General features: G+C 37.5%; 18 protein-coding genes. 8 read left to right on the top strand and 10 right to left on the bottom strand.

What is annotated here, in order from left to right; translation table 11 throughout:
* Positions 1-9: 9 nt before the first annotated feature.
* The 4 genes from D1839_RS05605 to zapA form a co-directional block, all read right to left on the bottom strand.
* On the bottom strand, positions 10-2,352 hold the full coding sequence (locus D1839_RS05605) for an endonuclease MutS2 (protein WP_120379054.1): 2,343 nt from the start codon (positions 2,350-2,352) through the stop codon (positions 10-12).
* A 534-nt stretch (positions 2,353-2,886) separates the two neighbouring features.
* Complete coding sequence (gene polX / locus D1839_RS05610; protein ID WP_120379055.1) at positions 2,887-4,605, bottom strand: DNA polymerase/3'-5' exonuclease PolX; 1,719 nt, start codon at positions 4,603-4,605, stop codon at positions 2,887-2,889.
* Positions 4,606-4,835: 230 nt separating this feature from the next.
* Positions 4,836-5,381: a CvpA family protein gene (locus D1839_RS05615; protein ID WP_120379056.1), complete on the bottom strand. Its 546-nt coding sequence runs from the start codon at positions 5,379-5,381 to the stop codon at positions 4,836-4,838.
* Between the two features lie 22 nt (positions 5,382-5,403).
* Positions 5,404-5,664 (bottom strand): cell division protein ZapA, encoded by a 261-nt coding sequence (zapA, locus tag D1839_RS05620; protein WP_050353321.1) that lies wholly within the window; start codon positions 5,662-5,664, stop codon positions 5,404-5,406.
* A gap of 270 nt (positions 5,665-5,934) precedes the next feature.
* Between zapA and rnhC the strand changes: the two genes are divergently transcribed.
* Positions 5,935-6,873, top strand: a complete 939-nt coding sequence (gene rnhC / locus D1839_RS05625) for a ribonuclease HIII (RefSeq protein ID WP_120379057.1) — start codon at positions 5,935-5,937, stop codon at positions 6,871-6,873.
* 364 nt (positions 6,874-7,237) lie between these two features.
* On the opposite strand, the gene pheT is transcribed toward rnhC, so the two are convergent.
* The 3 genes from pheT to D1839_RS05640 form a co-directional block, all read right to left on the bottom strand.
* On the bottom strand, positions 7,238-9,664 hold the full coding sequence (pheT, locus tag D1839_RS05630; protein WP_120379058.1) for a phenylalanine--tRNA ligase subunit beta: 2,427 nt from the start codon (positions 9,662-9,664) through the stop codon (positions 7,238-7,240).
* Between the two features lie 14 nt (positions 9,665-9,678).
* On the bottom strand, positions 9,679-10,713 hold the full coding sequence (gene pheS / locus D1839_RS05635; protein WP_120379059.1) for a phenylalanine--tRNA ligase subunit alpha: 1,035 nt from the start codon (positions 10,711-10,713) through the stop codon (positions 9,679-9,681).
* Between the two features lie 346 nt (positions 10,714-11,059).
* The gene (locus D1839_RS05640) at positions 11,060-11,806 is read right to left on the bottom strand and encodes a TrmH family RNA methyltransferase (protein ID WP_199689985.1); all 747 of its coding nucleotides are present in this window, start codon (positions 11,804-11,806) and stop codon (positions 11,060-11,062) included.
* Between the two features lie 307 nt (positions 11,807-12,113).
* On the opposite strand from D1839_RS05640, the gene sspI reads away from it, so the two are divergent.
* The 6 genes from sspI to D1839_RS05670 all read left to right on the top strand — a co-directional run bounded on the left by sspI (position 12,114) and on the right by D1839_RS05670 (position 18,234).
* Complete coding sequence (gene sspI, locus D1839_RS05645; protein WP_120379060.1) at positions 12,114-12,335, top strand: small acid-soluble spore protein SspI; 222 nt, start codon at positions 12,114-12,116, stop codon at positions 12,333-12,335.
* 593 nt (positions 12,336-12,928) lie between these two features.
* The gene (locus D1839_RS05650) at positions 12,929-14,506 is read left to right on the top strand and encodes a DUF6583 family protein (RefSeq protein WP_120379061.1); all 1,578 of its coding nucleotides are present in this window, start codon (positions 12,929-12,931) and stop codon (positions 14,504-14,506) included.
* A 32-nt stretch (positions 14,507-14,538) separates the two neighbouring features.
* Entirely contained in the window at positions 14,539-15,759 is a 1,221-nt protein-coding gene (locus tag D1839_RS05655) for an ABC transporter permease (protein ID WP_120379062.1), read from the top strand.
* Positions 15,759-16,889, top strand: a complete 1,131-nt coding sequence (locus tag D1839_RS05660; RefSeq protein WP_120379063.1) for an ABC transporter permease — start codon at positions 15,759-15,761, stop codon at positions 16,887-16,889. Before D1839_RS05655 ends, D1839_RS05660 begins: the two co-directional genes overlap by 1 nt.
* Complete coding sequence (locus D1839_RS05665) at positions 16,882-17,559, top strand: ABC transporter ATP-binding protein (RefSeq protein ID WP_120379064.1); 678 nt, start codon at positions 16,882-16,884, stop codon at positions 17,557-17,559. The genes D1839_RS05660 and D1839_RS05665 overlap by 8 nt, the downstream gene beginning before the upstream one ends.
* 60 nt (positions 17,560-17,619) lie before the next feature.
* Positions 17,620-18,234, top strand: coding sequence for a lytic transglycosylase domain-containing protein (locus D1839_RS05670; protein WP_120379065.1), 615 nt, complete (start codon positions 17,620-17,622; stop codon positions 18,232-18,234).
* A 124-nt stretch (positions 18,235-18,358) separates the two neighbouring features.
* Here D1839_RS05670 and D1839_RS05675 read toward each other — a convergent pair whose 3' ends face one another.
* Positions 18,359-19,444 carry a M42 family metallopeptidase gene (locus D1839_RS05675; RefSeq protein WP_120379066.1) on the bottom strand — a complete coding sequence of 362 codons (1,086 nt, stop codon included), beginning with the start codon at positions 19,442-19,444 and terminating at the stop codon, positions 18,359-18,361.
* A 983-nt stretch (positions 19,445-20,427) separates the two neighbouring features.
* Positions 20,428-20,850, bottom strand: a complete 423-nt coding sequence (dut, locus tag D1839_RS05680) for a dUTP diphosphatase (RefSeq protein WP_330585428.1) — start codon at positions 20,848-20,850, stop codon at positions 20,428-20,430.
* 344 nt (positions 20,851-21,194) lie between these two features.
* Between dut and D1839_RS05685 the strand changes: the two genes are divergently transcribed.
* Positions 21,195-21,587, top strand: coding sequence for a sigma-w pathway protein ysdB (locus D1839_RS05685; protein ID WP_120379068.1), 393 nt, complete (start codon positions 21,195-21,197; stop codon positions 21,585-21,587).
* A gap of 368 nt (positions 21,588-21,955) precedes the next feature.
* Here the strand turns inward: D1839_RS05685 and D1839_RS05690 are convergent, their stop codons facing one another.
* Complete coding sequence (locus tag D1839_RS05690) at positions 21,956-22,540, bottom strand: TVP38/TMEM64 family protein (protein ID WP_120379069.1); 585 nt, start codon at positions 22,538-22,540, stop codon at positions 21,956-21,958.
* Between the last annotated feature and the right edge of the window lie 38 nt (positions 22,541-22,578).

Here is a 22,578-nt window from a genome sequence, read left to right on the forward strand (position 1 = left end):
CGTTTTACTCTATTTTAAACGAATGACAGTTACCCCGCTGCCGCCTTCTCCAGATGATCCCGGTCTAGAATCAGAAATTCTTGGATGCTGCTTGACGAATTCCTGTACCCCTTTACGAAGTGCTCCTGTACCTTTACCATGTATAATAGAAACCCTTGGATAACCAGCTAGTAGCGCATCATCCACATACTTCTCCAGCTTTAATAATGCATCTTCTAACCGTTCCCCACGTAAATCCAGCTCTGTCTTCACATGATAGTTACTACCCTTTATTGTTGTAATCGGTTGTTCATATTTCTGTTTTGATTTACCCATAGATTGTAAATCTTTACGACCTACTTTTACTTTCATAATTCCCACTTGGACCAAGTATTCATGGTCATTGATTTTTTCTAGTACGGTTCCCTTTTGATTAATGGTTAACAGTTTAATATCATCACCCGGCTTTAATTCCTTTACTTCTTTATTAGCTGAGGATGGGGTTACGTCTTTTTTTGTAGATAGCTCGGGTTTAGCAGAGTCAAGTAGCTTCTTAGCCTCGATCCACTCATGCTCCTTCCATTCCGCTTCCCGGTGCATGTTACGAATTTCTTGAACGATTATTTCAGCTTCTTCACGCGCTCTTTGAATAGCTTTGTCGGCTTTTTCCTCTGCTTTTTGATATAGCTTTTCCCGTTTATCTTGCCACTCGTTCCAAGCATTCATCAGATCTTGATGCAATGCCTCAGCTTGCACCAACAATTCATGTGCCTGTTCATAATCCTTTTCTGCCCTATTTTGAGACTGTTCTAAGGATGCAATCATATTCTCTACGTTTTTAGAGTCGATTCCTATATATGACTTTGCATGTGCTATTAGCTTACTGGAAATACCTAACCGTCTAGAAATATCAAAAGCATTACTTCTACCGGGAATTCCTAACAACAAACGGTAGGTTGGACGCAACGTTTCAACATCAAACTCAACCGAAGCATTTACAACTTGCTTTCGATTATAACCGTATGCCTTCAATTCTGGATAATGCGTCGTCGCGATCACTCGCGCTTGCCTGTCAATGACTTCATCCAGAATGGCCATGGCTAAAGCTGCTCCTTCTTGAGGATCAGTACCAGCCCCTAGCTCGTCAAACAGCACAAGAGTTTGTTCATCCACCTGCTTTAAAATTTCTACAATTGTCGTCATGTGCGAGGAAAATGTACTTAAATTTTGTTCAATGGATTGCTCATCACCGATATCAGCGAATATATGGGAAAACACTGCAAGCTCACAACCATCTAATGCCGGTACTTGTAAACCAGATTGAGCCATCATCGAACAAAGACCGACCATTTTTAAGGTTACCGTTTTCCCACCAGTGTTTGGACCTGTAATCACAATTGCTTTAAATTCCTTGCCTAGCTCGATATCATTGGCTACTACTTCACGTGGGTCGATTAGTGGGTGTCGTGCTTGCTTCATTTTAATAATGCCACTGTCATTCATGATTGGCTTAGAGCCTTTAATAGACTGACCATATTTAGCTCTTGCAAAAATGACATCCATTTTACCTAGTATATGAACGTTATGCTCTAATGGACTTGCTTCCTCAGCAATTAGCGAACTAAGCTCCATTAAAATTCGTTCTATTTCTCTTTTTTCGTTAACGATTGCTTCTTGTAATTGATTGTTTATATCTACTACTGCCTTCGGTTCCATAAATAACGTCTGTCCCGAGGCAGATTGATCGTGAACAATGCCTCCAATAGATGCACGATATTCTTGTTTTACTGGGAGAACATAGCGATCATTTCGAATGGTAATAATCGCGTCCGACAGTTTGTTATTATGGGTTCTCGTAAAGCTGTCCAGCTTTTCTCTCACTCTGCTTTCCAATGTTCGGATGGAAGAGCGAATTCCACGTAATTTTTCCGATGCACTATCCAGCACATGCCCATGATCATCGACACAACGATTGATCGCTTGTTCCAAATGCCGTAATGGCGTAATTTCTTCAACCATAGCATGTAGAATAGGAAGATCTTCTTCCAATTCTCCCATAAAATCCTTTGCAATTCTTCCACCATAAATGGTACTCGATACTTCAATACATTCTCCTGCGGTTAACACTCCACCGATAGAAACACGTTTTAAGCTTGGACGAATATCAAAAATTCCACCAAGCGGCAAGGTTTTATTTAAGCGCGCTACATGGGTTGCTTCATCCGTCTCATCTTGCAATCGAACCACTGTTTCGATATCAGTGGCAGGACGAATTTGTTTCATCTGCTGTTTTCCAATTGATGTTTCTGCATAGTTGATTAATTGTTCAATAATTTTATCAAACTCGAGTACGCGAATCATGCGCTCGTTCATATTAATAACTCCTTTCCCGAATAACAAATCAGCTAATTGACAGACTATGTTAGTTTGTCATCCTTGATCCATTTCCAACTTCATACAACATTACGGTCATTTAGTTGGCGGGAGTTTAAAATTAATGTTTCTTTCATCCTGCTAACAATTTTCTATTACCGATTAATGAAATCCCGGCTACCGTCCGGAAAATCTGTTTGTTTTATTGCGCTGTTTCTTGAATACTTGTTTTTGTTTCCTTCCTCACCTTATGAAACCTTGTTCCTCCCTGTTAACACTAGGAAATCAGCATATCTTAATAAAACTGCTATGCAAGGTGTTAGCTAAAGGTAGAGAGCCCTCTCAACTGTTTTTCAGGCTTTTGCCGCCGATCTTTGATCTGAGCATAACAGATTTAGCAAGGGCTTGGAAGTTAAAAATTATTACTATTAGCACGCCCCAGGTTTCTTCTTAAATGAATCCTTTAGTGAGGGGACTGGAAAGTAACGAATCTATATTTTTAAAATTTTACATTGTTAAAAGAGTCAGGATCTACTACTTATTTCTCTTTAAGTAAGCAATTAATTCTTGTGTAGACCAAGTATTCATCACAGAAGGCTGTTTTATCCAGCCTTTACGGGCTATGGACACACCATATGCCATATGTTCAAGCATTTGATAATTATGGGCATCCGTATTTATCGCTAAAGGAACACCTACTTCTTGTGCCTCACGCGCCCATTGATAAGATAAATCAAGTCGATTTGGGTTTGCATTAATCTCTAACGCTGTATTTGTTTCTTTTGCCTTTTCAATTAGTTTCTGCATATTCACTTGATAGCCAGGTCGCCTGCCAATTAATCTTCCAGTAGGATGAGCAATTAGTGATACGTAAGGGTTTTCCAACGCTGTTTCTAATCGGTACATGATTTGCTCTTCCGTTTGATTAAAACTGGAATGTATGGAAGCAATGACAAAATCCATCTCCTGTAAAAATGCATCCGAGAAATCAAGACTTGCATCAGGTAGAATATCCATTTCAACACCTGAAAAAATATGAATATCTGAATATTTTTCGTTTAAACGGGCTATTTCTTCTCGCTGTTTACATAACCTTGTTTCATTTAATCCGTTAGCAACCTTTAAAAACTTGGAGTGGTCAGTGATAGCGATATATTGGTATGATTTTTTCATTGCTTTTGTAACCATTTCTTCTAACGATTGTGCACCATCACTCCAGGTTGTGTGCATATGTAAATCGCCTTTTATATCAGAAAGCTCTATAAGTGGGTAGGGGGATTGAAATACTTCCGTTTCTCCTGTATTTTCCCTTAATTCAGGAGGAATATAATGTAAATCAAAATGATTAAAAAAAGCTTCTTCTGTATCGAATGTAAAAATTTCTCCAGTTTCTTCGTTCTCGACTCCGTATTCATTTATTTTTTCGCCACGTGCTTTTGCTAGTTGACGCATGGATACATTATGCTCCTTTGAGCCAGTAAAATGGTGTAAAGTAGAAGCAAATTCTTCATTTTTCACCATGCGAAAATCAACATTCACATCGTATCCATCTTCTATTACGATGGATACTTTAGTTTCTCCTTTAGCAACAACATTTTTTATGCCATCCATCTTTAGGAGAGCGCCTCGTACTGCAGCTGGTTGCTCAGTTGCAATGATAAAGTCGATATCTTTGACCGTCTCTCTCATACGCCGTAAGCTACCCGCTCTCGAAAAACGTTCCACTTCGTCGATTTGACCTAAGTAGTTTTCGATTTTTTCGGCCAATGGTAGCATAATAGCAATCGGGAGACGTTCTGGACGCTTACCCGCTTCTTCAAGTGCTGCTATGAGTTTTTCAGCTGTTTTTTTACCAAAACCTGCTAACTGTTCAACCTGTCCTGACTCACATGCTTCTTTTAATCCCTTAGCATCTGTAATACCAAGTTCTTGATGCAGCTTAGCAATCTTCTTGCCTCCAAGACCAGGTAGTTGCAATAAAGAAAGCAAGCTTTTTGGAACTTGCTGTTCTAGGTCTTGCAATGTCTTTGATTGACCTGTTTGAATATACTCTTGAATAACGGCGCTTGTTCCCTTGCCAATGCCTTTTATTTTTTCAAAGTTATCGATTTCCTCAAGTGAACGATCATCTCTTTCCAATGCCTGAGCTGCTTTACGATAGGCGTTAATTTTAAATGGGTTTTCTCCTTGTAATTCGAGATACGTCGCTATTGTTTCCATCAACTTAATAACATCTTTTTTATTTATATTCATTCATCTTCACCAGTCCTACTCCCCCTGTAATTAACAAAACGACGATAAAATGATACTGTGGTCACAGCTACACAGCTACGTATTTTTTCTCAGTCATTATTCGTGCCTCGCGCCTGTATCTATAAGTTTGTTGTGCGCTAATCTAGATGTAAATTTGCGAGCAAACACTTACTCACTCTATCTCTTATTTCCGCTACATGGTTCCATTCGCTATTGATGTATGATGTGCATCACTTATCTGCCACATGTGTAAACCAAAGCTCTTTAATTTCCCCCGAAAAATAAGGCGTATGCTCAATGATAAACAACGCTACTGCAGAATCATTTATCCATGTTTGTATTTGAGCAACAGGGATTAAAGCTACAATATATAGCAGGATAAAGAGTATTAAGTATATTTCAACAAAACCAAGAATAGCTCCCAATAATTTATTCACAGAATTTAAAATAGGGAAAGAAGCTACAAAATCAAGCATCGAAGCTATAATTTGCAACACAATTTTTACAGCTATAAATATAAGCAAAAACGCAATTGCATTATAAAATCCTGATTCAAGAGGCAAATCTTGTAAAAATGCCGCCCATTTTCCATTTTCATTTAAATCAGGATAAGGAATCCATAAGGACAGTTTAGGACCCAAGTCATCATAATACAAAGCAGCAGCAATAAATGCTGCAATGAAACCGATGAGATGGAATAACTGCAAAATGAATCCTCGTTTTAACCCAATTAAAAAACCTACAATTAATAACAAAAGTAATAAAATATCAACCATATGTGAATGTTCCTCTTTCTAGTTAGTTATCCTTTTTTTTCATAGCACCTAATAAAGAAGCGTATTCTTCTTTTAATTTCAAATAATCATTCATTGTATTTACAGCAGTTAGTACTGCTAGTCTTGTCGTGTCCAGTTGCCTGTTTGCTTCTTGGATTTCATTCATTTTCTGATCCACTAAACTGGCGACTAATTTAATATGATTTTGTGGCTCTGTTCCTATAATGGTATAGGTACGATTATGTATTTCTACAGTTGTTCGTGTTTTTTCATCTTTGGCCACGTGTAAATCCTCCCTGATTAAGAAAATTGTTCACCTTATCTTAACATGAAGTGAGCCATTTAGGAAACTATCCACTTCTTTAGAATGCGATTTTGTCAATGGTTTGCTGAAATATAAATTTTGCTTTAGTATAAAATGAGACTTCCATTCCTAGGGGGCTTTTTTGTTCATATTAGCTGAACGAAATGAAAGACAAGTTACAAAAAGTATCTACTGTTTACATATATTCTTAATGGAATATAAAATAGAGAATGATAGGAGAGAATACGATTGCCGCAATATGTATATCAATTTCCCAGTAAAACCATTGCGCAAATGAAAGATTATTATGCAAATTCTTCTGTAACTCCTCCACCGGGAGCAATTTTCCGTGCAAAAACAAGTGAAGCAGTTATTACAGCGTATAAATCAGGGAAAGTTTTATTTCAAGGGTCTTCCCCTGAAAAAGCCGCAAGTATTTGGCAGCAAGATGCAAGCACGATTTCCGCAAATGTTGCAAAGTCAAGGAAACATAAATCACACGCCTATGCTCCTGATCCGAACCTTTTTTCAAGTAATCACGCCGGCACAGATGAAGCAGGAACAGGTGACTACTTTGGTCCGATTACAGTTGCTGCTGTCTATCTGACAAAACCACGAATTGACCTGCTTAAAAGTAATGGAGTAACCGACTCCAAAGTTTTGACCGATACAAAAATTCGCCAGTTGGCCCAAGAAATAACTAACCTAAATATTCCTTATTCACTTGTTATTCTGCGGAACGAAAAATATAACAAACTGCAAAGTCAAGGATGGACACAGGGAAAGATGAAGACAATGCTTCACCATCATGCCATCCAAAGGCTCCTGAAAAAAGTGGACCAAAGGTTTATGGACGGGATTATCATTGACCAATTTTGTGAGCCTTCTGTTTACAAAAAGCATCTGGCATCAGAAAAAGAAACGCTGACGTCCTCCACGTTTTTTCTTACAAAAGCGGAAAGCTACTCGACTTCAGTGGCAGCAGCCTCCATCCTTGCCCGTACTAGTTTTCTAAAACAAATGGATCAATTATCAGAACAAATAGGAATAATATTACCCAAAGGCGCCTCGCAAAAAGTAGATCAAACTGCCGCCACAATTATGAAAAAACACGGAACCAAGGCTCTTGAAAAATTTGCTAAACTTCATTTTGCTAATACAAAAAAAGCGCAAGTTTATTTAAAATAAAGTAAACCTCCACTTTTCATTAGTAGGATACACTAAAATTGGAAGATCAAAGGCCAAGCTCGTTAGTATTGAAATAGAAAGTAGCGTTTTTCTGCTTATAGGTTGTTATACCACTTCCAAACTTTTGAAAAATATTAGCTTGTTACAGTTCTTGGAATTAGCACCTTGCTAACATACCATTAGGGATATGATTGGAAGGGGCAATTCTACTAGGTCTCCCCTTTTAGCTAAAAAGTCACTTTACATCGTAGATTAATCAACTGACTCGTCCTTCGCTTCTGAACTAAAAGGACATCCACCTATCTACCAGAATGGGACAGGTGGATGCCCTATTTTTAAGGTGAAGTGTCATTCAACAATGCAATTAAGAGCGAATATAAGCTGCAAATTTATCTTTTACTGCAGTAATAATTTGGTCGTAAGAAGCTTGAACCTCGTCATCGGTCAATGTTTTTTCAGGGTGCTGATAAACTAAATGGAAGGCTACTGACTTCTTCCCGGTCTCTAAATGATCTCCTTCATAAACATCAAAAACAGATACATGTTTAACTAACGGTGCACCAACATCCATAATTACTTGTTTTACTTCAGCTGCAAGCACGTTTCTATCAAGAACAAAAGCAATATCCCGATCAATAGAAGGATACTTAGGAATCTCTTGATAGGAAGGCTCTTCCTTGTACGCGCTCAATAATTCTTCCATGTTTACGTCAAATACATACGTCTCTTTTAAATCGAATTGGTTTTGCAAACGTGGATGCAACTGTCCAACAAATCCAATTGTTCTTCCTTCTAACTGAAGTGAAGCCGTTCTTCCTGGATGCATATCCTGATGTTTTAATGGTTGGAAAGCTACGGAACAACCAAGAAAAGTAAATAATTTCTCTAAAATGCCTTTGACGACATAGAAATCTACTTGTTTACTTTCTTGCTGCCACGGATGGTGAATCCAATTTCCGGTTATAGCTCCTGCCAAGCGGAGTCGCTCTTCCGGTTGCTTCTTTAACGGTTTTTCGGTAGTTAAAAATGTTTTCCCAATTTCATAATAACCTAAATCAAATTGATTACGAGCTCTATTATGAGCTAAAACGCGAAGGATTTCTGGCAAAAGGCTTATTCGCAAAAATTTATGATCTGCGCTCATTGGTAAAGCTAATTCAATCGGTACATAGTTTGCTTCCGTTAACTCAGGGCTAATTAAAGTATTAGCCGCTGCTTCACTGATTAACGTATAGGTGCGACTTTCTAATAATCCGGAAGCTTCCATGAGATGCTTTATTTTGCGAAGTAATAACTGCCTTTCTGTGAGCCCACCCGCCTGTCCTGCTCCTATTGGCAATGTATACGGCAGTTTATCATAACCGTAGATACGTGCCACTTCTTCTAACATATCTTCAAAAATAGTAATATCGCCTCTACGTGTCGGAATGTGCACAAGATATCCATTCCCTTTTGGTTCAAATTCAAACTGCAGGCGCTTTAAAGCATCTTCTACATCTGAGGTCACTAATGATGTACCAAGCCGTTTGTTGATTTCTTCTATATTTATTTCAACTTGTTTTTGTCCACGATTTAGTTGATCAAACGCAACAACCCCTTTTGCAACCGTTGCATTTGCGTATTTTTCCAGTAATTCACACGCACGAAGTCCCGCTTCTTTTACCCGGTTTGGATCGACCCCTTTTGTAAACCGTGTACTGGACTCGCTTCGAAGACCCGTCGCCTTTACGGCATTCATGACTATAGCTGAATCAAAATAAGCTGCTTCCAGCAAAATATTCTTCGTCGCATCCGTTACTTCCGTAGATAGACCACCCATTACACCTGCTAAAGCAATTGGTTCCTTTCCGTTGGTAATAACCAAATGGTCTTTTGATAAAACTCGCTCCTGCTCATCTAATGTAATAATGGTTTCTTTCTCTTTCGCATGACGAACAACGATTTTATCCGATTGTAATTTATCGTAATCAAAAGCATGCAGTGGCTGCCCATATTCCAGCAATACGTAGTTCGTTATATCAACAACATTATTAATCGGCCGAATGCCAGCTGCTATTAAATAATTTCGCATCCATAAAGGAGATGGCTGTATAGTTACGTTACGTACAATAAAAGCGCCGTAATACGGGTTTGCATTAGGTGCTTCTACTTGAACAGCGATATAGTCATTGGCAGCTCCTGTGGCCATCGTTGGCTCTGGATTTGGCAAGTGGACTTCTCTATTTAAAATTGCTCCCACTTCATAGGCTACTCCTAACATGGATAAGCAATCCGCACGATTTGGGGTTAGGTCAAATTCCAGAACCGCATCATTCAAGTTTAGTAAAGGCTCTACTGACTCTCCAACGGTCACATCAGTTGGAAATACATAGATACCGTCAGCTACATCCTTTGGTACATATCTTTCCTCAATGCCTAGTTCTTGCAAAGAGCAGATCATCCCATTAGATTCGACACCGCGTAGTTTAACCCGTTTAATTTTGAAATTCCCAGGAAGAACAGCTCCCGGCTTCGCAACTGCAACTTTTTGACCTTGGGCGACATTCGGAGCTCCACATACAATTTGTAGCGTTTGGTCTCCAACATCTACTTGGCATAAATGAAGTTTGTCAGCATTCGGATGCTTTTCACAAGATAGGACATAGCCAACAACGACATTTTCACTTTTTTCAGCTACATATTCAATGCCATCGACTTCAATTCCTGATTTTGTCATTTTATTTGCTAACTCTTCTGGACTTATATCTGTTATATCTACATAATTATTTAACCAATTTAATGATACTAACATGCAAACCTTCCTCTCTAAGCGTTATGATATTGCGTCAAAAAACGTACGTCATTCGTATAAAATTGTCGAATATCTTTTATTCCATATTTCAGCATAGCAATTCGCTCTGGTCCCATACCGAATGCAAATCCACTGTACACTTCTGGATCGTACCCTGCCATAGAAAGTACGTTTGGATGTACCATGCCAGCGCCTAATATTTCAATCCAACCTGACCTTTTACAAATCGAACAACCTTTACCTGCACACGCTTTACAGGAAATATCGATTTCTACAGATGGCTCTGTGAACGGGAAAAAGCTCGGGCGAAAACGAATTTCTCTATCACTTCCGTACATTTTCTTTGTAAAAACATCTAATACGCCCTTCAGATCACTCATTTTCACATCTTTATCTACATATAACCCTTCAATTTGCGTAAATTGATGTGAATGCGTTGCATCGTCTGTATCACGTCGGTAAACTTTACCAGGAGAAATCATCTTAACTGGCTTGTTGCCACCGTATTCGAGCATTGTTCTCGCTTGTACGGGGGATGTTTGTGTACGCATTAATAACTCTTTGGTAATAAAAAACGTATCCTGCATCTCTCGCGCTGGGTGGTTTTTTGGCAGGTTTAATGCTTCAAAATTGAAATAGTCGGTTTCAACCTCTGGCCCCTCCCGCACTTCAAAGCCCATACCGATGAATAAATCTTCAATTTCTTCAATCACCTTTGTTAATAAATGTGGTCCTCCAAGCCTTACTGGTCTACCAGGAAGAGTGACATCAATCGTTTCTTGTTCTAATTTATGTTCCAATGCTACTTCCTCTAGTTTTTCCATCTGCAGTGCTAAGTTCGTAGTTATTTGCTCACGCACTTTATTAGCTAGTTCGCCAATAAGTGGTCGTTCTTCTTTAGATAGCTTTCCCATCCCTCGTAGCACACTTGTCAATGAACCTTTTTTTCCTAGATAAGCCACTTTGATCTCCTGCAGTTCATTGGTGTTTTTTGCTTGAGAAATCTTTTCTAAAGCTTCTTGTTCTATTGATTGCAACTGCTCTTTCATTTTCCATTTCCTCCTTCATTCGCTCTTTCTATAGCATAAAAGCATAACAAAAAGCCTCCTCCCGGCAAGGGACGAGGCATATGTCGCGGTACCACCCTAGTTCATACATTGTCTTCAATGTATCCACTTCATTCTGATAACGGAATATCCCGGAATACCTTTACTCACCGTTCGTGAGGTCCAAGTATCTGCTCCAGAGTGAAAGGATGAACACTGCTACGATGAAATGCTTTCAGTCTGTGGCATTTCTCCCTGTAAACGTGTGGGTAGGCAGTTTATCCGCTCTTTCAACGCTTTTGCTATAAAGTTATCTATATTATAGAGAATAACGTTATTGTTTGCAACATTATGAGCGTAAATAGTACATTAAAATTCCAGCAGCCACACTTACGTTTAATGATTCGGCTTGTCCGTATATAGGTATCGTAACCCGTTTATCCGCTATATCCATAATGTTTGACCTTACTCCGTGCCCTTCATTACCAACAATTAGTGCTGTTTTTGTAACGGGTTTAACGGCTGTATAGTTATCTGCCTCTGTTAAAGCAGTTACCCAGATTCCAAAGCCCGCTTCTTTTAGCAATGGTATTTCAGCTAATAAATCAGCTTGACGAAGAGGGATATGAAACAAGGAACCCTGTGTTGCTCGAACGACTTTATCATTAAATACATCTACCGTTCCTTCTCCTAATATTACTTCAGAAAAGCCTGCAGCATCTGCGGTACGAATAATCGTGCCTAGATTTCCCGGATCCTGAATGGCGTCAATTAATAATACAGGTCCTTGCCTTGAGCTATTTAACTGCTTCATGATAACAATAGCGGCAATTCCTTGGGGAGTATCCGTCTGTGATATCACAGCAAACACACTGTTTTTAACCACAACTGTTGGTATATCTCGAGCCCATTCAGGTAAAGATACACCTTCTTGGATAATCAATTCCTTAATTGACCAATTACTCTTAAAAGCAGCTTCCACTAAATGAAAGCCTTCAATGAGAAATGTTTGTGTTATTACTCTCTCTTTTCGTTTATGTAATTTTTTCCAGTACTTTACTTTTTCGTTTTTTATAGAAGTAATTATATGTGTCATTGCTCTTCACCCTCATTCATCTTACATAGTATACATATTTTCACCTCTTCAGGTCAAACTACTTGTAAGCACAAGGTAAATAAGAGATGGCATCAAAAGAGTTTTCGGTAGCAGCACTTTTTTACGGGAAAGACTGCAGTATTTTAGTATACGTTAAATTTAATAAGTTCGTATTCGCCTTAGAAATGTAAACTGTCTTTTCTTTACTTTTTTATTCCATTAACTCATGTTGCACGTTGCCGATTAGTAAATCTTTTTTTGAAGCTCTGAGTTAAAAGTAAAAAAACCTTGTAAAGGAGGAATCGACTTGGATCTAAATTTACGTGAGGCAATACTTAGCAATATTGCTTCCAACAACCAAGACCAATTAGAAGCAACTATTGTAGATGCCGTGCAAAGTGGCGAAGAGAAAATGCTTCCAGGACTAGGAGTGCTATTCGAATTAATCTGGGAACATGCGGATGAACAAAATAAGCACCATATGTTGGAAGCGTTAGAACAAGGTGTAAAGCAAGCGACAGCACGATAACCATTCCGCCGTTTAAACGGCGGTTTATTATATCCTATTTATCGCGTCCTAAACAGTGTACGGCTTATGCCTTGGATGCAAAACTTCCTCGCTTTGGTGCATCAGCTTTCCCGCTTTGGCGTATAGCCCTCTCACTTTGATGCACCATTTTTTCTGTGCTCAGTTTTTCGATACACCACTATTTCTGTTCGTATTAGCATTCGCGCTCAAGCTACACGATTTTTCAGCTACGTAAATACACCATTCTTATTGTGAATATTTTAACATGATATACATTGATTTCCACAATCTTCGACTATTGCAAAAACAGTACTAATTACCTAATTTTGAAAACACAAGAGACCAAAGTCGTAAAAACTAGAACGAATTCATAACACCCATCGTTAATTAAATAGGTATTAGTTCCCTTTTTTTATCTTAAATTCAAACCAATGATTTCATTTTTCAGCTTATCTTGTTTGGACAAGTTTTGGCACAATTTGACTATATTTTTACGAAGTGATATAAACATAACAGAAACTTCATTGTAATCCTTTTAATAATTCAATAATACAATCAAAAATGAAGTTACTTATAGAGAGGAGAAAGTAATAATGGAAGAAACAAAGAAACGGAAATTGTCACCGAAAATGCTTGTCGGCATTATTATCGGGGCAGTATTGTTAATCGGCGGCAGTGTTGCTGCGTACATTTTTTCAAATTTGTCAGATAAGCAACAATATTTTTTAGCAGAAAAAGAAACAATGGAATTTATGAATGATCAAATTGAAAAAAGATATGAGGCGGAATTAGATTGGTTTGAAACCTCAAAAGAAAAACCGACAGAAACAAATTATGACTTATCAGCGGAATCAAATCTACCTAGTAGTGATATGGGAATGGGAGAAATGGACCCTGTACAGCTAATTAATAATTCGACTATTTCCCTCACACATGCTGCTGATATGAAAAATAAAAAAATGTCGGGAGAGCTCAAAGCAGATATTGGTGGAATGCAAGTTGAGGACGTCTCATTTCATTTAACTTCCGAACAGTTTATGCTTGGCTTGCCATTTCTTGATCATTTGCTCTCTATAAAAGGAGAGAATGTCGGAAACTTAATGAAACAAATAGATCCAATGACATTTACTGGAGAAGAAAAAATTGACTTTGGTTCCCTCTTTGAAGGCGCTTTTTCAGAAGAAGATATCGAGTATATTAAAGAAGAGTATGGTACTCTCATATATGAACAATTACCTGATGAGGCGTTTAAAACAGAAAAAGAAAGCATTAAAGTTCATGACGAATCTTTAAAAACCGAAAAAATCACCATGCAGTTAAGTGAAAAACAGGTAAAAGACATTGTAAAGAAGGTCATCGGTAAATTACAAAAAGATGATAAAATGAAAAAGTTGATTCGCAAATACATTGAGGATCAATCGATGGGAACATCGGCTCTACCAGAAGTGAAAAATGAAATTGACCAGTTAATGGAAGACTTAGATGAATCTTTAGCGAACGCAAAAACAAATGTAGATAAACTACAAGCCCCAGATGGCTTAACATCAACGATTTGGGTACATGATGATTTAATTGCTCAGCGCGATTTTAATCTTAAACTTGGCCCAGACAAAGAACAGCTCACTACATTTAAAATTAAAGGAACACAACTGCTTACAGAAGAAAAGCAACAATTTAACCTTGATTTAGGCTTGGCAGACTCCGTAAATGAAGGTAAAATGAACCTTACAGGAGATTTATCATGGAAGGATCAGAAAGCTGATGATTCTATTAAACTCACTATGGACGATTTTGCGCTTACCTATGATGGCACCGAAACATTAAAAGATGGCAAGCGTGATTTTGAACGTACAATAAGTTTCCAAGATCCATATACTGATAGTATGCAAGTTGTATGGAGCGGTACGTCTGATTATAAAAAAGATCAAATGAGCGGAGAACACAGCTTTGCTTTTACGGCTCCAAATGAAGATCAAAGTCTATTTTCACTTAACGTTGCTATGGATGGAAAAACGATTGATAAAGTAAAAATTCCAAATGAAGATAAGACAAAAGATATCGGAACGATGAATGAGCAAGAACTTATGGAATACTTTGAAACCGAAGTAACTCCTAAATTCGAAGGCTGGATAGTAGAGATGTTATCAGCGACTGGAAACATGGAATTTTAGATAAATACTTGGATGAAATGGAAGTGCCCACCATGCATTTCATAAGAACAACGCTTTTGTTTTTTAAATATAATTTATTACAGCTTAAGAGGAAGTGGTTAACACTTCCTCTTGTTTTACTATTTCCTGTTGTCATGGTAAGTTTACTTGCGGTTATTATCATTACATTTATTACACCAGAAGATGAGAGCCCTATCCAAGTCGGACTAGTAGACTTGGATGAATCAAAGGAAACTAAATTGCTGGTTAACATGTTGGATGAAGCATCTCAGCTAGGTAGTTACATTCACCTACATAATATGGAAGAAACAGTGGCCAAACAAAAAATTAGCAGTGATGAGTTAAGTGCATACATAGCATTCCCAAAAAACTTCACAGCAAATCTGTATCAAGGGATACCTGTTACTTTACCAATTGTTGGGAATCCAAAGCAACCGATTCAAAGTCAAATGGTGAAATCATTAATTGAAAGTGTTACGAGACATATAAGAGCTTCACAAGCAAATGTACTCACCATCAATCAATATGCCAAGCAACTCCCGTTAGATAATGCGACACGTAATGACCTTGTATTTGAGCAGTTCAAAGAATTTGTCTTTTATACAATAGGAAGAAAACAGCTAATGCAAGAGGAGCAAATTGTCAACCAAGCCACTGCTAGTCCTACCACGTATTATAGTCTGGCTGGTTGGTTTATCATTTTTACGATCTGGTTGCTCCTTATATACAATTTCTTATACCAAGATGTAAGCCGACGCATGCGCCAAAGAATGGCTCTCTATGAGGTTAAAGTGATTCAGCTAATACTTGCAAAGCTAATCGTAACATTAAGTCTGGTTACGATGATTAGCTTGGGATTATTATTTGCGCTTACTCTGTTACTGCAATGGGATGTGCAGCTAATTGATACATTGCGGATAATAATTGTTACCGTTTTGTATAGTACTTGCTTTTTACTGAGTGTCTCCATTATAGAAGCTACAATTGCTTCGCATCGATTACGATTGCTTACACAAATCGGCTTGACATCATTTATTCTTTTATTAAGTGGCGCTATTATGCCAACAATCTATCTTCCTTTATGGCTACAAGAAATATTGCCCTTTTCCTTTTCATCAGAAGCATTGTATTGGCTACAAGAAGTGTTGCTAAATGAACGTTTATATGTGGACTACCTACCTTTATTATTGATGACAGGTTCTGGTAGCTTTATCCTATTAGGCATTACAATTGGAAAGGAGCGAATTTACTGATGAAAGCATTAATTCATACCCGCTTCTTACATTGGAAACAAGCACCGTTTCACCTTATTTTTTGGTTGCTCTTTCCTATAATCGTTGTAATTTTCCTTCAGTATTTACTTCTAAATTTTGAGGAAGATACTAAAGTTCCTGTGGGGATTGTTGTAGCAGATCAGACCAACACCGCTTTTGAACTGGTAGAAAAAATAAAAGAGTCTCCTTTAATTCGAGTTTACCAATTAGATGAAAAAAAAGCTCTTAATCAGTTAGAAAAGCATGAGTTAGATAGTGTATTCGTCATTAAAGAAGGATATGAGGAACAAATTAACAGAGGGATCCGGAATCGGCTGATCACTAGCTATCAGTCCGATTTATCGTTTGCGTATACCTCTGTTTCAGAAATGGTAGCCTCCATGGTTCAACAGGATACAGGACGGATAAAAACAGCCTTCACTGTATTACAAATGGAGGAACAACTAGCTAACAAACAAAATTGGAAGCCAGAGGAAATTATAGCTACTAGTAAAGAAATAGAATCAGAGCAGAACTTATTATCCGCTCACTTTCGATACCAAGGACAAGCGGATGTTGGTAAAAGTCAATCACAATTATGGAACCCATGGGGATTATGGGTCTTATTTTCATGTTTAGCAACCTTTTTTCTGTTTGGCTGGCTTGTAAAAGAAAACCATTCTTCCGTTCGAGCGCGTTTTGCCTTTATTCGATTTTCCTTTAAAACTTACGCTTTACTAAATCTCACGTTATATACATTGATTTTATTGCTAATGGACGCTGTTACGCTAATCATCTTCAACTATTTCCTTGAAACGCCAATTGATACTTCACGAATTGCAGCAACTATCTCTTTTCGATTCGTGATCAATGGGCTAGCTTTTTTATTTGCTTTAAAAATGAAACAAATTGTTACATACTATAGCTTATCGCTTATCCTTACATTAATGCTTGCTTTAACAGGTGGAGCAATTATTCCTATTGATGGTCTTACGAATAGACTTCCACTTTTAAATAACGTACATCCGCTTATCCCATTTCTTAATGGTACATTTCATAATTTTTGGCTTTATATTGTTGGGGTATTTATTTTCATATGGTATGTTAGAAAGGACGAAACTTATGCTTAATGTGGATCGCATTTCCAAAACGTACAATAAACAAGCTATTTTCAGCAACCTATCCTTTTCCGTTCACCCTGGAGAAATCATTGGCTTAGTAGGAGAAAATGGTGCAGGAAAATCAACTTTGCTTCAATTGCTGGCTACTTTACAGCGACCGACTACAGGAAGCATTCAATTGTATGATTGGTTCTATAAACAGCATCGCAAGCATGTACGGCGCTATATCGGGTTTGTACCACAGGATATTGCAATTTGGGAAAACTTTACGGTACGAGAAAATATGGTCTTCTTTGAAAAGTTAGCTTGGAAAAAGAAGTCTGAGAAAGAGTTAAAACAATTGTGTCTAGATATGAATTTAGACCGGTGGGATGAAAAAGTGCACACATTGTCAGGCGGGATGAAGCGAAAATTAAATTTAGCCATTAGCCTCATCCACGATCCAAATCTTATCCTGTTAGATGAGCCAACGGTAGGGATTGATTTAAAATCAAAAAAAGAAATTGCAGCTTACTTGAAAAAATTAACACAGGAAAAAGAAAAAATGGTCCTCTACACTTCTCACGATATGGATGAAATTAACGAATTGTGCACACGGGTTATTTGCATTGGTAAAGATCCGTTTTATAAAAATCTATTGCAGCAGGCTGGCAAAAAGATGATAAGTTTTGAAATCTGATTGGCTAAAATACAAGGATGTAGTAAAATAGTAGGAGATAAACAGGAAGGAGAACGTGATATGGAGATTAGAGAGCTGCAAAAAATGATGCAATATGAAGCAATGTCTATCCTTACGTCTAATTCAAGTGGATTTTCTAGTCATTCTCCAATGATTGATCTCGCTTTTAAACAACTGTTACAAGAGCAGTTAAATAAAGCGAACGTGATGCAAGCTTCTAAAGCATTACAGCATAAAAACAATACATATCCATTTACCGGTCCGGTTACTAATGATTCGAAAGTTCCTTCAAGCAACACAGGAGATATTGATGCACTTATTCGAGATGCAGCAAACCAGTATCAAATAGATGAACGCCTCATTCGCTCTGTTATCCAGGCAGAATCCAATTTTAACCCCCATGCGCAAAGCAGCGCTGGAGCGCAAGGGTTAATGCAATTAATGCCAGCTACTGCAAGAGGCTTGGGTGTAGCAAATCCTTTTGATGCTTGGCAAAATATTCAGGGTGGGGTGAAATATTTAAAGCAGATGATGCAACGGTATAACGGTAATACCGAATTAGCGTTGGCTGCCTATAATGCTGGACCAGGAAATGTAGATAAATATCAGGGAATTCCACCTTTTAAAGAAACGCAAAACTATGTTCAAAAAGTAATGAATGGTTATTTAGCCTAATGAAGGATAACAATAAACGTCTACTCATTGAAGATTCACTTCTTTTCATTAATTATGAAGCGAAATGAACTCAAATGAAAAAGAAATGGAGACATATAAAACAAGTCTTCATTTCTTTTTCATGTTAAGCAAGAATTAATTCATTAACTGTATTACGATCCAGCTTTTTAATTGTTTCCACGATTAATTTTACTGCATGATCAAAATCATCACGATGCAAGATACCAGCATGCGTATGAATATATCGCGTCGCAATCGTAATCGATAAAGAGGGTACACCGTTTGCTGTTAGATGGATGGAACCAGAATCTGTTCCGCCACCAGCCATAGATGTATATTGATATGGAATATTGTTTTCTTCTGCAGTTTTTACAACAAGGTCGCGAACGCCTTTATGCGCTACCATAGAAGCATCATATAACACAATTTGTGGCCCTTTCCCTATCTTGCTATCTGCTTCATGATCCGAAACTCCTGGAGTGTCACCAGCTATCCCTACATCAACGCCAAACCCAATATCAGGTTTTATCGTATTAGCAGCTGTCTTAGCTCCACGAAGTCCGACTTCTTCTTGAACAGTTCCTACCCCGTAAACAATGTTAGGATGATTCTCCTCTTTTAGCTGCTTTAGCACTTCAATAGCAATCGCGCAGCCGATACGATTGTCCCAAGCTTTTGCTAATAATAGTTTTTCATTTTTTAATGGTGTAAACTCAAAATAAGGTACTACTGAATCTCCTGGTTTCACACCGAAGGACTCAGCTTCTTCTTTGCTAGAGGCACCGATATCAATAAACATATCTTTAATTTCAACTGGCTTTTTCCGCGCTTCTGCAGAAAGGATATGTGGCGGTTTTGATCCAATAACACCGGTTACATCCCCATTACTTCCCATAATCGTTACACGTTGGGCGAGCATAACCTGGCTCCACCATCCTCCTGCTGTTTGAAAATAAACAAACCCTTTGTCGTCAATTCTTGTAACCATGAAGCCAATTTCATCTAGATGACCCGCAACCATGATTTTCGGGCCATTTTCGTCGCCTGTTTTTTTGGCAATTAAGCTCCCTAAGTTATCGTATATTACTTCATCCGCATACGGAGAAATGTACTTGTTCATTACATCACGAGCTTCTTTTTCATTACCTGGTATACCTTTTGCATCTGTTAAGTCTTTAAACATCGTTAACGTTTCGTCCAACTTTACCATATGTAGTCACCTCTTCATTAAATTAATTTCTATTATACCTCTTATTAGCGAAGTTTCAAAATCGTTAATACATCCCTAGTATGTCTACAAAAAATTCAATTCCACTGACGAAGAGAACACACCTTTTGATTAAACCACCTCGTCTCTTTATTTTAGCGAACTGACGGTTATTTTACTTAAAAGCTTCTCCAAATAAGCTTGCTGAATATCTAATTCAGAAGTACCTAGTGTTGTTAGATTTATTTTCCCCTAATACGGATGTGGTTAACTGCAATTTATCCCATTTTGAAGAAAAAAGAACCCCTTTCCTAGATAACCCCCTATGGAAACCAGCTGTTCTTCCTGTATGTAAGCCGCGAAATAACGTCTATTGTGTATAAGGCTATGATGGCGGTATATTTCTCGGCGCTAAAAAGAGAAACTTCAATCAGGGGGGGTTTCATCCATCTCCCATTGATTGTTAGTGCCATAATGGTATGGCTTAACAGACGCTTACGAAATAGGGGATTTAGGCGCTGTTATCTCGACTGGTTGCTGTACAGATTGACCAACTCCTAAAGTGGAAGTCTTACAGCAACTTAATATACGAGATAAATGTAAATCACAATTTATTTTTTACCTATTTTTAAATATCATGCTTCAAACACCAATTGAAAAATAAAAGGACATATAAATCGGCATTTCAATATGATACCCGCAATTCGAAGATGTTTCAGTACTTTCTACATCATCTGGTAGTTACTGAAGCAATATTATTTGCCATCACAATAAGAAACAGCCCTTGTGCTTGGTAGTTTTTTCAGGACAAGTATACTCTACCAAATGTGGGGGTGCTTCTTGAAGCTTTTTATCCAATGAACATATCTAGTTACCCAATGGGCTATGATGTATTTATTATTACACTGCAAAAGGTTGAGGTAACAAAGGTTTTTTATTTTTGAGACAGATGTCACTTTCAACAAATATGTCTGGACTGCCTTTATTTATTTGCCAGATGAGCCAAATCCATTTTTGTCTCTAGCTGTGTTAGACAAATTGTCTGCTTGTACAGGTTTAACTTGTACTACTGGAGCAATAATCATCTGAGCAATTCTCATATGTTTTTCTATTGTAACATCCTCTTTCCCATGATTAATTAAAATCACCTTTATTTCACCTCTATATCCTTCATCAATAGTTCCAGGGCTATTTAAAACGGTAACCGAATGTTTTAAAGCTAAACCACTTCTAGGTCTAACTTGTGCCTCTGTCCCTTTAGGTAATTCAATTTGTATTCCAGTTCGAACTAATTCAGCTTCTCCAGACTTAATTATCTTCTCCTCAATAGAAAATAAATCAAGACCAGCGTCCCCAACATTTGCACGAAACGGTAATTTTGCTTCTTCATCTATTAACTTAATTTTCAAATCGTACTCCATTCGTATCACCCATTTTTTAAATTTATAGCACTAATCTTTTTATTTTGGTTAAAGATTAATCGTTAAATAAGGATTCATGTTTTACATACATAGCAACAATTGCTCCCTAGCTTAATTCTACAACTAAAGCTAAATATTTATCCACGAATACATCTTGGCTATCTACTCCTTTATTTGTTAAACATATCGAATTATTTAACTGCCTTCCAATTCATAAGAAATCTTCCTTGCCTCTTCTTTTTAACGATTGTAACATGAAAAGTAAAAAATAGTGAAACCTTTAGATATATCGTTTCGTATAATAAGGGAATAATAATCAGGGAGACGATAGTATGATAGTCATTTTATTTCGTATACTGATTGTGCTTGCTTTGGCATTGCTTATATATACTTGGATTCAATATTATCGTAATCCCCAACGAAAATTGCAAATTGCTAAAGCAGAAGGAACTTATTATTTTTTAGACGAACCTAGTAATAGTAAAAAAAATCTCCAATTTGTGTATAAAGGATGTTTGTTTGAGGGTGAAAAATATGTGGGAACAACAGAGGATTCTTTTGAAGTTGTTAATATCCACGTAACAGCAAAGGATCCTCTTGAGCTTAGCGGTTTGCGAAGGGACGACTTATATTTCCTTGAAGAGGAAATATTAATTCGTTATCCCCACGCTAAAATTGAATGGAAACATCCGATTAATCAATTGCTGATAAGTTCCATGGAATAATTAAAGCGAAAAACGCCATTCGATATAAATTTCCTTGCCTTCCTACTAATAAAAATTAAAAAGGCTCTTTTCGACGTGGGGCTATCGAATGTGAAGTTTTTTCTTGTCTTTAAAAAAGAAGCACACTTTTTCCATGTCATGCATTCTATTGTAGCATCTTTCCTATGCCGATCGAGATTTTACGTGCGCTATCTCCCACTTAGACTTTTTTGCGCTTACAAATCCTGAAGTGGGAGCTTTATGGCACCTTTAATGGGGGATACATGAAAAGTGGACATACGATTCATAATTCGTAAGCAAGTTTTTTCAGTTCGCGCTATGTGTGCTACCACAAACCAGCGATAGATAGATCTAGTGCTTTTTTTTCATTAAGTGCCCTCCCTTGTTTGAATATGGAAAAATTCTTGCCATTTGATATAAATTTCTTTTCTGCGCAGCATATAGATGCACGGCAGCAAAATTAGGAAGCATAAACCAATATATAACGGCGTTAAGTTAGAAATCCACTGACCGATGGAAGTATAAATAAACGCCAGAGGAATATTAGATAAAAACGATGATTTCGTATAATCTTTCCAGCTTGACGATATTTCCAGTAAACATAAAGACAGCAAGTGAAAATGAATAAACGGAATAAGACGAAGCAGTGCTATTTGTGATGTTGTCAAAGCTGTTTGTTTACCTATCACTTTCTCCTTTACTTTTTGAAAGCGTTGCATAGACTTTGGCATTTTATACACAAAAAAATAAAATATAACGCTGGATAACGTGATTCCTATAAGCGAATACAGCGTTCCTGCAACAGCCCCAAATAGTATCCCACCTGAAATACAAATGAAAATTACCGGTAAGAAAAACAGCGGCCGTAGTAAATGAAAACTGATAAATAATATTGGAGCGAATAAGCCTCCTTTTTCAATGAAAGCCAATAGATAATTCCCCAAAAGTTCCATGCTCTGCCTCCTCCTTGTTGAACTATTACAGATGACAA

This window comes from Roseburia sp. 1XD42-34, from assembly GCF_009917385.1.
Taxonomy (GTDB): domain Bacteria; phylum Bacillota; class Bacilli; order Bacillales; family Amphibacillaceae; genus Virgibacillus.

Bases quoted from the DNA above. Each gene is read 5' to 3' on its own strand.
- pheS (WP_120379059.1), bottom strand. From the start codon at position 10,713: ATGAAAGAGCAGTTGCAATCAATAGAACAAGAAGCTTTAGAAAAGATT.
- D1839_RS05660 (WP_120379063.1), top strand. From the start codon at position 15,759: ATGAAAGCATTAATTCATACCCGCTTCTTACATTGGAAACAAGCACCG.
- polX (WP_120379055.1), bottom strand. From the start codon at position 4,605: ATGAATATAAATAAAAAAGATGTTATTAAGTTGATGGAAACAATAGCG.
- D1839_RS05670 (WP_120379065.1), top strand. From the start codon at position 17,620: ATGGAGATTAGAGAGCTGCAAAAAATGATGCAATATGAAGCAATGTCT.
- D1839_RS05690 (WP_120379069.1), bottom strand. From the start codon at position 22,540: ATGGAACTTTTGGGGAATTATCTATTGGCTTTCATTGAAAAAGGAGGC.
- D1839_RS05605 (WP_120379054.1), bottom strand. From the start codon at position 2,352: ATGAACGAGCGCATGATTCGCGTACTCGAGTTTGATAAAATTATTGAA.
- pheT (WP_120379058.1), bottom strand. From the start codon at position 9,664: ATGTTAGTATCATTAAATTGGTTAAATAATTATGTAGATATAACAGAT.
- D1839_RS05685 (WP_120379068.1), top strand. From the start codon at position 21,195: ATGATAGTCATTTTATTTCGTATACTGATTGTGCTTGCTTTGGCATTG.
- D1839_RS05675 (WP_120379066.1), bottom strand. From the start codon at position 19,444: ATGGTAAAGTTGGACGAAACGTTAACGATGTTTAAAGACTTAACAGAT.
- D1839_RS05665 (WP_120379064.1), top strand. From the start codon at position 16,882: ATGCTTAATGTGGATCGCATTTCCAAAACGTACAATAAACAAGCTATT.
- D1839_RS05650 (WP_120379061.1), top strand. From the start codon at position 12,929: ATGGAAGAAACAAAGAAACGGAAATTGTCACCGAAAATGCTTGTCGGC.
- D1839_RS05655 (WP_120379062.1), top strand. From the start codon at position 14,539: ATGCATTTCATAAGAACAACGCTTTTGTTTTTTAAATATAATTTATTA.
- D1839_RS05615 (WP_120379056.1), bottom strand. From the start codon at position 5,381: ATGGTTGATATTTTATTACTTTTGTTATTAATTGTAGGTTTTTTAATT.
- D1839_RS05640 (WP_199689985.1), bottom strand. From the start codon at position 11,806: ATGACACATATAATTACTTCTATAAAAAACGAAAAAGTAAAGTACTGG.